The organism is Pelosinus baikalensis (assembly GCF_020819555.1).
GTDB lineage: Bacteria > Bacillota > Negativicutes > DSM-13327 > DSM-13327 > Pelosinus > Pelosinus baikalensis.
The window spans coordinates 333624-343079 of the sequence record NZ_JAJHJB010000001.1 but is presented as its reverse complement, the minus strand read 5'-3'; the positions used below and the strand labels follow the sequence as shown (position 1 = coordinate 343079).

The following is a 9456-nucleotide window of genomic DNA, read 5'->3' as shown; positions in this document are numbered from 1 at the left end:
ATGAATTCCTAACATTTGCAGAAGCTTATGAAGTGGTTCATGATCACATTCGGTTCTATAATGAAGTCCGTATTCATTCTAGCTTGAAATATAGGACGCCGTCGGAGTGTTATCAACTCTTTTTAAAGAATCAATTGCATTTAAAGGTAGTTGAATTGTAATTAGTAGCATTTATGCGATTGAATGAGATATGTTAAGGCTCATGTCTAAAAATAGGGGGTTAGACCGGTTCATAGTCTTTGTATCTTCGTGATTCCTTCCGTTTTATATGTTTTAAAGGACGTATAGTTGGTATTTTTATGGTGCATGCTATAGGCAGCGAGGGTTAGATGCAACTATATATTTCGCCGATAGCCAACTTATTTTACATAGGAGAAAGGAGGGATGGTCATGTTGTCATCCAAAGAAGTAATGCAATTGGAAGATTTTCTAGGAATGGAGCAGAATTCAGTGCAATGCCTGAACCACTTTGCTAGCACCATTCAGTGCAAAGAAACCAAACAACTTTTTCAACAAATGGCACAAAAAAATCAGCAACACTTTCAAACTCTTAGTAAGCATTTGAATATAAGTCAAACATTACAATAAGGGATAGGGGTGATATTGTGGCACAAGCAGGTCAACAGAACCAACAACAAGGACGAATGAATGGACAAGGCAGCCAGTTTGCTGATCAGGATATACTGCAATTGGCGTTAAATGAAAGCAAACATCTTGCAGAATCAATTAATTCATACATTCTGGAAGCTGCCAATGAACAGCTTCGCAAGGATTACATGAATGTTCTTGGGGATGTATATAGTCAGCAAAAACAAATTTTTGATGTGATGCAGCAAAAAGGCTTTTACAATGTGGAAAATGCAACTGCTCAGCAGATCAACAAAGCCCAAAGCAAATTTAGCAGTTAAAGTAAGCAGCCTTTACGTAAATGGAAGAGTCTCTGGGAAGTATCGCAGAGGCTCTTCCATTTAGCTTTTATTTAAGATAGAGATTTTCCTTGACAACAGTTTTTAGTATATATTAAAATAGAGATAAAACTACTCGATAATTGTTTTCTATAAAAAATAAATTAGAATTGGTGGTGAATATATGGAAGTCTGTATCACTTCTTTGTTGAGAGACAAAGGATTTAAGGTTACCCCTCAACGGCTAGCTATCTATAATATGTTATCTTCTACAAAGTCTCACCCTAATGCAGAGATGATTTTTAATGAACTGCAAGCGATGTACCCAACGATGAGTTTAGCTACTGTTTATAAAACGATGGAAATTCTTAAAGAAATCGGTTTAGTGCAAGTATTAAATGCAGGTGAAGATAGTTTTCGTTATGATGCTGTTATGACGAATCATCCTCATGTGAGATGCACGGAATGCGGTAAAGTCGAAGATGTTTATGATATTAATATTGATGCATTTGTCAGTGAAGTCTCTCAAGGCACTAAATATCAGATTATGGGACAACAGTTCTATTTTCATGGAATCTGTCCTACTTGTCAACGTAAAAATAGCAATTAAATCATAATTTGCAAAAATAGTAAAGACTTGGCGAAAGCTAGGTCTTTTTATATTATGTTGAAATCATTTTTAGCTTAAAGGTATTTTGTGATGTAGTGTGAAATATGTATAAATTAGGAAGGGAATCATATTTCACATATAAAGGAGAATTGAAATTGAATACCTATATTGATCATACGCTTTTAAAACCAGATGCAACGCCTCATGACATTCGTTGCTTATGTAGAGAAGCGGCAGAATATAAATTTGCTGCTGTATGTATTAATCCATGTTATGTAGATTTGGCAGTCAGTTTATTAGCGGGTACGGGTGTGAAGGTAGCTACTGTTATTGGTTTTCCCTTGGGAGCAAATTTGTCTATCGTCAAGGCTTTTGAAGCTAAGCAAGCTGTTTTGCATGGTGCTGATGAATTAGATATGGTGATTAATGTTGGTGCAGCCAAATTAGGTCTCTGGGAGGCTGTACTGTATGATATTCAACAGGTCATAGCAGAAGGGCAAGGACGTATTGTCAAGGTGATTGTAGAAACCGCGCTGCTGACAGAGGAAGAAAAGGAACGGGTTTGCCATATTGTTTTAGAAAGTGGCGCTCAGTTTATCAAAACATCTACAGGATTTGTAGAAGGTGGTGCCACTATTGCAGATATCAGGTTGTTTAAGTCCATTATCGGAGATCGAATTGGGATTAAAGCATCAGGTGGGATTCGTACCTCCGAAGAGGCCGCAGCTATGATTGCTGCTGGAGCCACGCGGATCGGAACCAGTAAAGGGATCACAATTGTAAGCTAGTTTACATAAAATACCGATAGAAAGTGTATTGAGCCTATGCTATAATGAGCACCTGTAACTCTTAGAAGGAGAGGAGGGTGCCTTATGCGTAAAGTACTAATAGGCGAAGTGAATACCTTTATAATGGTTGCTGGATTGCTCTTTATTCTAATGCTGGTTTTTGCTATGCCTACCAAACCTCGTATGTGGCTTTATCCTCTGGTACGTCAAGCGGTACAGATAAAGGTTAATTATGAAGCAAGGGATATGGCAACTTACGAAACTGCGCATTTTAGGATCAAATACGCTCCAGTAGATGCTGACACAGTAAGTATGATAGGACAGGCTGCTGAGGCTGCATATCAGCCAGTAGTTGAAACGCTGCAGTATGCGCCTTCTGGTAAAACATTAATTCTTATTCATTCGAATAAGAATCAGCTGCGTCAGGCTTTTGGCTGGTCTGGTAATGAAAGTGCTATGGGGGTGTACTGGGGTGGAACCATTCAGCTGCTATCACCTCATGTATGGTTAAATGATGGAGAGTCCGTAGAAGAATTTATTCATTCAGGTCCGATGGTGCATGAGTATACTCATTTGGTGTTTGATCATATAACCAATGGGAATTATCCTCGCTGGTTTACAGAAGGTCTGGCCCAGTATGTGGAGTATCGTGCAAATCATTATGAATGGATTACTGCTGATAATGTATTGGATGATAGGATGTACACTATGAGAGAGCTGGAGGACAGCTTTGATGAACTGTCCAATCAGTCGCTGGCATATCGTCAATCACTAGCTGCTGTACGTTATATTGCCGAGGTGTATGGAGATGATACGCTGCAAGACGTTGTTAAGAGTTTAAGAACTGGCGATAGCCTAGAGAAGGCTATCAGTAAAAATGCAGGCATGGATTATGCTACCTTTGAAAATTCGTGGAAGCAGTGGGCTGTAGTTCATATGAATAAAAAAACAGAAAAATAGCAAGCGATCAAAATTAAGATATCGCTTGCTATTTTTCTATCTTTACTATAGTTGTAAGGCGAGTTTTTATTATTCTTCGTCTTCGTCTTCGTTTCTAGAAATGCGAATTTGCTCTAATAATTCGATGACCTGCTTGTTTTGAATAATGAGGATTTCCTGATTCTTTATGATGGTAGCTAACGGTATTGTAATTTGATGGATTTCCTCTAGTAGCATTTTAATCATCTTTTCAGGACTAGCCAATCTGATTCCCCCTACTGTTTTAGTTAAATCTTCTTTATATATCCTATGTTAAAAGATAGAAAAAAGTGACTGTAGATTGTACTTACTTGTCCTTAAATGCTACAATAGCCATAATAATGTTCTGAAGGGAGAATACTTGATTTTATGAAAATTTTCCATGCATGTGATATTCGGGGAATTGCAGGTATTGAATTGACAGAGGAGATCGCATACAAAATCGGCTTGGCAGTGGGCGTTAAATTAGCTGGTAAAAAAGTAATAGTAGGCGGTGATGTTCGTTTATCCACGCCAACTTTAAAAGATATTCTAATCAAAGCGCTGGTGGGATCAGGTTGCGAAGTTATTGATATTGGGACGGTAGCCACTCCTGTTTTTTATTATGCGCAAAAAGTGATGCAGGCAATGGGAGGGGTTATGGTTACTGCTTCTCATAATCCTGCTCCTTACAATGGCTTTAAACTGGTATTTGGTGATCAGCCTGTAACAGAAGAAGATATCTTAGAAATAAAACAAATGGTGGAAGAGGGTGTGAGTGTCGTCGGTGAAGGCACAATGATCGCATTGCCCATTGTGGATGAGTATATTGCATCTACTGCACTTTTAGCTCAAAAAAGTAAATTGCGAGTGGTGGTCGATGCTGGTAATGGAGCAACCTCTCAGATTGCACCACAATTATTCAAGCAGTTAGGTTATGATGTAATCGAATTATATTGTCAGCCCGATGGCAATTTTCCAAATCGTTCTCCTAATCCAGCCTTGGCTGAAAATTTGCAGGGACTTGGAGAAAAGGTTCGAGAAAGTCGTGCAAACCTAGGTGTAGCCTTTGATGGTGATGGAGATCGAGTCGCTTTTGTTGATGAAAACGGACGTGCCGTTGATAATGATGATATAATTGTCCTGATCGCTCAATATTATCTTGAGAAACAGCCAGGAACGATTATTTATGATGCAAAATGTTCTATGGTGGCACCAGAGGAAATTAGTAAAGCTGGTGGCAGACCTGTCATGGCAAGAGCAGGGCATACCTTTAGTAAAGCTGCTTTTATACAAGAGAAGGCGTTATTTGCTGGGGAAATCAGTGGACACTTCTTCTTTCGTGAACTGGGCTACGATGATGGTATGTTTGCGGGATTAAAGGTATGTGAATTTGTTGCTGCTCATGGTTCCCTGGCGAAACTTGTGGATGAAATTCCTAATTACATTCTTACCCCTGATATCCGGATTACGTATAAGGGAACGGATAAAGAAGCAGTTTTAGATGCTGTGGCCGAAAAATTAGCGGCGTATAAACCGAACCGTATTGATGGTGTGCGAATTGAATTTCAAGATGGTTGGGGGATGATTCGCGCCTCTGTTACAGAGCCGTTATTTACTTTGCGTTTCGAATCCAAGTCAGCAAAACGCTTGCGGGAGATTATTGACACATTGTTATGCGCCTTGCCTGAAAATATAAAAACGGCGGTAATGAATGCATTACCACCGCAATATAAAGAAGACTTGATTCAGGTGGAGTTTTAACTCCATCTGAATCTTAGTCGCACTTATCCAGGGACTTAGTTGCTCTGGAGCTTCCACTTATATAAGTGAGCCTTGGGTCCGAAGACCCTTAGAGCGAACTTAGTTCGAGTTCTACAGACTGTTATCCTGACCAGAGGGAAGGGTATTACAGGCTGTTAACGAGATAGAAGATGGGAGTCTTAGAGCAAATTGGTCATCGGATAAGTAGTTATTGATTAAATTTTATAAAAAAGGTAGTGCCATGAGAGCAAGTATCAATTTCAATGATTGCTTTGTGTCTGGCTACAATTCGATAGCAGACGGCTAATCCTAAGCCGGTCCCTTTTTCTTTAGTGGTTAAGAAGGGGGTTCCTAACTTTTCGATCAATTCTGGCGGGATGCCGGTGCCCTCATCCTGGACGGCTAGTATGACCTGACCTTTTTCCATAAAGGATTTTATAGTGATATTTCGATGGGGCGGCATGGCATCTAACGCATTATTCACTAAATTTAAGAGAAGCTGACGGATTTCCTTAGAGTCAAGAGGCAAATCCGGTATGGGGTTTAAGTCTAGATGAAGGGATTTATTAGATATGATCGCATTGGACTGTAGTAAAGGAGCAATGGTCTTAATAATCGTATTTAGATTTTGAATTTCTAATTTGACTTGCTTATTCTTAGCCAAAGATAAAAAATCACTAATAATAGAATTAGCACGATCTAATTCTTCCATCATAAGTTGAAAATAGTTTTTAAAGTTATGACATTCTTCCTTATAACTAAGAAACTGTAAAAAACCTCGGACGCTCGTCATCGGGTTTCGTACTTCATGACCAATTGTGGCGGCCATCTCTCCCACTAGATTTAGCTGATCAAGGCGGGTAAGCTCTTGTCGCAGATGCTTGAGTTCCGTAATATCTCTGACAATAACCAAGACACTGTTTTTATCATAGGTCATGATACGCGCCTCCATCGAGCAGATCGTATCATTAATGGGCAGCTGGTACTCAATACTCTCCATTTTTCCACTTTTAATGGCGCGTTTAATTTCAGATATAAATTGCTGAGCTTGTTTGGCTGGGAGCACTTCTGTTAAATGTTTGCCGATACGGCTGTTGTGAGGCTTATATAATAAATTGGGATTGGTTACATGATAATCTAAATAAACTCCTTCATTTGTGAGATAAAATAAGAAATCGGGCAGAGACGATAACAGTTTGTGATTACGAAACTCACTGGCTCGTAGTTCTAATTCTGTTTTTTTAAATTCATCAATATTACGTAAGGTACACAAAACGGATACAACAGAACCATCTGGACAAAATTCAGGAACAAGACGAGCATGATAGTAAAAGTGATGTTCCTTACTAATGGTAAATTCCGCTTCAAATTTTGCTTGTTGTTTGGTTGTAAATATGGTCTCAACCTGTGTTTTCCACAATTTATAGTATTTTCTAGGCAACTTTAATTCAGAGACAGTTTTTCCTAGGCAGGATGCTAATGGTATTCCCATTACTTTAAGAGCAACTTTGTTTGCATATAAAAATCGCAAATCTTTATCAAAGCGAATAATCGCATCAGGGGAATTTTCTACTAAGGATTTAAATTCCCCTTCCCATAAACAAGTATGTGGTGTTAGGGGAAGGGCAGAACTACGCTGTGGCTCATCCATACTACGATGAGGGCAGGAGGGAGTTGGTGCAGCGTTCCATTTTGCAAGCTGCTGGCGTAATGAAATCAATTCCTCAATCAGCTGTTTTTTTGATTTACGTTGATCATTCATTATATAGAATTCCTCTTTATATAGAATTAAAGGTTAAATCATAAGAACTTTTCTGATATAATACTATATAGTTTTTAATGAAAATTTACAAGTAGTGTCATAGAAATACTCAAAGTTGTATATAGAGTATAACTAAAGGAGAATATATGCAAGTTCATGTTTTAGCGAGTGGCAGTACGGGAAATGCCATTTTTTTAGATTTTAAACATACTAAAATATTAGTGGACGCAGGGATCAGCACAAGGCGTATTAAACAAAGCTTAGCTGCATTAGGTACGGATATCGAAGAGTTGGATGGGGTATTTATTACTCATGAGCATAGAGATCATATTAGCGGCTTGCCAACTATGACTAAAAAGTACAATTTGCCTGTATATGCCAGCCCTTATACTTGGCGGGCGATGTACTGCCGTGATGTTATACCTGATCTTTGCTGCCAGAATTTATCGGAAAAAGTTACTATTGGACAAGTCAGAGTGGAGCCATTTAGTATTTCTCATGATGCAGCAGATCCAGTTGGCTTTCGTTTTTATCATGGAAGCAGTAAATGTAGTGTGGTTACTGATATTGGTTTTGTTACCGATGCAGTGAAAGATGCGATTGCATTAAGTGATGTATTAGTTTTAGAATGTAATCATGATTTAGACATGCTGGAAAATGGGGCGTATCCGTGGCATTTAAAGCGGCGCATTAAGAGCAATCGTGGGCATTTGTCCAATGTAGATGCTGCGTGGACGTTAGCTCGGTTAAAAAGGAAGCCGACAATGCAAGTTTTTTTAGCTCATATGAGTAAGGAAAATAATAATCCTGAATTGGCAAAAAGCACCGTAAGTGCTATATTAGAAGAGCAGGGCTTAAAGCTCGGCTCAGAAATTGAATTACATGTTACCTATCCTGATCGTACAGTGAGTAGTAACTTCTAAGGGGGCAGGATAATGAATAGAAAAATTGGACAGATATTTTTAATTGCAGTGGTCGGAGCACTGATTGGCGGCAGCTTAGTATTAGGTTATGGCGGCAGGTTTTTATCGAAATCCACACCGCAAAATATGACGCCGATGCAAAGTTTACTACAGGAACCTGCAGCGCAAGCGCAAGTGTCTGAAGCACGCAATACGCCTTTAGTGAGAGCCGCACAGACTGTTGGTCCAGCAGTTGTGGGGATTACGAATAAAGCCTATGCTCGAAACTCTTTTAATCGTAAAGAACTTGTAGAGCAAGGTGTAGGTTCAGGAGTCATTTTTGATGGGAATGGATATATTGCCACCAATAATCATGTTGTAGAAAATGCTCAGGAAATTACAGTATCCCTAGCAGATGGACGGGTGCTCGCTGGGCGAGTATTAGGAGCTGATCCTGCTACTGACCTAGCCGTCGTAAAAGTAGATGCCACTGGTTTACCCACAGCTGTTCTTGGAGATTCAGACAGTTTATTAATTGGTGAACCGGCGCTTGCCATTGGTAATCCCCTTGGTTTGGAGTTTAAGGGAAGTGTGACTGCTGGGGTTATTAGTGCGCTGAATCGCTCTATTGAGATTGGAGAACGAAAATTTAAACTGATTCAAACGGATGCTGCAATTAATCCGGGAAATTCGGGTGGAGCATTGGTAAATGCTGATGGTCTGGTCGTTGGGATTAACAGTGCAAAAATAGCAGTTGCAGGTGTAGAAGGTATCGGTTTTTCGATTCCGATTAATACTGCCAGACCTATTTTACAATCTCTTATTGAAAAAGGACGTGTAGTAAGAGCTTACCTAGGAGTAGGCATACTTGATCGTAATACAGCCGCGACCTATGGATATGAGCTTACCATTGATAAAGGAGTCTATTTGCTGCAAATCGCAAAAGGAGGACCAGCAGCTAAGGCTGGTCTTCGAGAAGGTGATGTTATCTTGAAGATAGGAGATACTGAAGTGAATAGTGTGGCTGATCTAAGAGGAGCAGTCGATGAACAGGCAGTTGGCAATACTGTTAGTGTTACGATTCTTCGTAAAGGCAATCAGCAAACTGTGAACGTACTTTTAGAAGAAATGCCAACTCAGCAGTAAATGAGAATTACAATTATTGCTGTTGGTAAAATTAAAGAAAAATATCTAACCATGGGCATTGCCGAATTCGTCAAGCGTCTCACGCCTTATTGCCGCTTGTCTATCATCGAAGTTGACGAAGAACGTATGCCAGAACATCCTTCTGATGCTGAAAAGGCGAAAGTATTACTTAAAGAAGGGGAGCGTATGCTAAGATATGTTAAAGACAGCAGCCATCTTATCATCCTTGATGTTATTGGCAAGCAAGCTTCCTCAGAAGAGCTTGCAGAAAAAATAAGTGATCTAGGCGTTTCTGGAAAAAGTGATATTACCTTCATCATCGGAGGCGCCTTCGGTCTTTCCCCCGAGCTGCTGAAAGTTGCAAACGAAAGATTATCTTTTTCCAAGATGACATTTACTCACCAAATGATACGGTTGCTATTAGTCGAGCAGATATATCGGGCATTTAAGATTAATCGGGGAGAACCGTATCATTTGTAATAACGAATAAACTCCTACCAAATTTTGCGAGAAAAATGGTAGGAGTATTTTTATGGAAAATAATTAATAAATGCATTTAGGAAAAGGTTTTTTCAAACCTGTCATTAGATAGCATTTAAAGACCGGAAAAATAAGTAGAAAA

General features: G+C 39.3%; 12 protein-coding genes. 10 read left to right on the top strand and 2 right to left on the bottom strand.

The genetic code is table 11. The features are described 5' to 3' along the window. The 6 genes from LMF89_RS26115 to LMF89_RS01400 all read left to right on the top strand — a co-directional run. On the top strand, nt 1–161 hold a 161-nt coding region (locus tag LMF89_RS26115), incomplete at its 5' end, for an integrase core domain-containing protein (protein ID WP_369412554.1). 229 nt (nt 162–390) lie between these two features. Then, nucleotides 391–588, top strand: coding sequence for a ferritin-like domain-containing protein (locus LMF89_RS01420; RefSeq protein WP_007960029.1), 198 nt, complete (start codon nt 391–393; stop codon nt 586–588). A gap of 17 nt (nt 589–605) precedes the next feature. Then, on the top strand, nt 606–908 hold the full coding sequence (locus LMF89_RS01415; RefSeq protein ID WP_229533544.1) for a spore coat protein: 303 nt from the start codon (nt 606–608) through the stop codon (nt 906–908). A 181-nt stretch (nt 909–1089) separates the two neighbouring features. Then, a complete protein-coding gene (gene perR / locus LMF89_RS01410) occupies nt 1090–1515 on the top strand; it encodes a transcriptional regulator PerR (protein ID WP_229533543.1) in 426 nt (141 codons plus the stop codon). A gap of 155 nt (nt 1516–1670) precedes the next feature. Further along, a complete protein-coding gene (deoC, locus tag LMF89_RS01405) occupies nt 1671–2303 on the top strand; it encodes a deoxyribose-phosphate aldolase (RefSeq protein WP_229533542.1) in 633 nt (210 codons plus the stop codon). 84 nt (nt 2304–2387) lie between these two features. After that, nucleotides 2388–3263 (top strand): peptidase MA family metallohydrolase, encoded by an 876-nt coding sequence (locus LMF89_RS01400; RefSeq protein ID WP_229533541.1) that lies wholly within the window; start codon nt 2388–2390, stop codon nt 3261–3263. 69 nt (nt 3264–3332) lie between these two features. Here the strand turns inward: LMF89_RS01400 and LMF89_RS01395 are convergent, their stop codons facing one another. After that, nucleotides 3333–3506, bottom strand: coding sequence for a hypothetical protein (locus LMF89_RS01395; protein WP_229533540.1), 174 nt, complete (start codon nt 3504–3506; stop codon nt 3333–3335). A gap of 144 nt (nt 3507–3650) precedes the next feature. On the opposite strand from LMF89_RS01395, the gene LMF89_RS01390 reads away from it, so the two are divergent. Further along, entirely contained in the window at nt 3651–5024 is a 1374-nt protein-coding gene (locus LMF89_RS01390; protein WP_229533539.1) for a phosphomannomutase/phosphoglucomutase, read from the top strand. 208 nt (nt 5025–5232) lie between these two features. Here the strand turns inward: LMF89_RS01390 and LMF89_RS01385 are convergent, their stop codons facing one another. Continuing rightward, a complete protein-coding gene (locus LMF89_RS01385; RefSeq protein WP_229533538.1) occupies nt 5233–6786 on the bottom strand; it encodes a PAS domain-containing protein in 1554 nt (517 codons plus the stop codon). Between the two features lie 146 nt (nt 6787–6932). Between LMF89_RS01385 and LMF89_RS01380 the strand changes: the two genes are divergently transcribed. Genes LMF89_RS01380 through rlmH form a run of 3 tightly spaced genes read left to right on the top strand, consistent with a single transcriptional unit; the run spans nt 6933 to nt 9314 of the window. Continuing rightward, entirely contained in the window at nt 6933–7709 is a 777-nt protein-coding gene (locus tag LMF89_RS01380) for an MBL fold metallo-hydrolase (protein WP_007960041.1), read from the top strand. A gap of 12 nt (nt 7710–7721) precedes the next feature. Continuing rightward, entirely contained in the window at nt 7722–8834 is a 1113-nt protein-coding gene (locus LMF89_RS01375; RefSeq protein ID WP_229533537.1) for a S1C family serine protease, read from the top strand. Further along, the gene (gene rlmH, locus LMF89_RS01370; RefSeq protein WP_229533536.1) at nt 8835–9314 is read left to right on the top strand and encodes a 23S rRNA (pseudouridine(1915)-N(3))-methyltransferase RlmH; all 480 of its coding nucleotides are present in this window, start codon (nt 8835–8837) and stop codon (nt 9312–9314) included. The last annotated feature ends 142 nt before the right edge of the window (nt 9315–9456 follow it).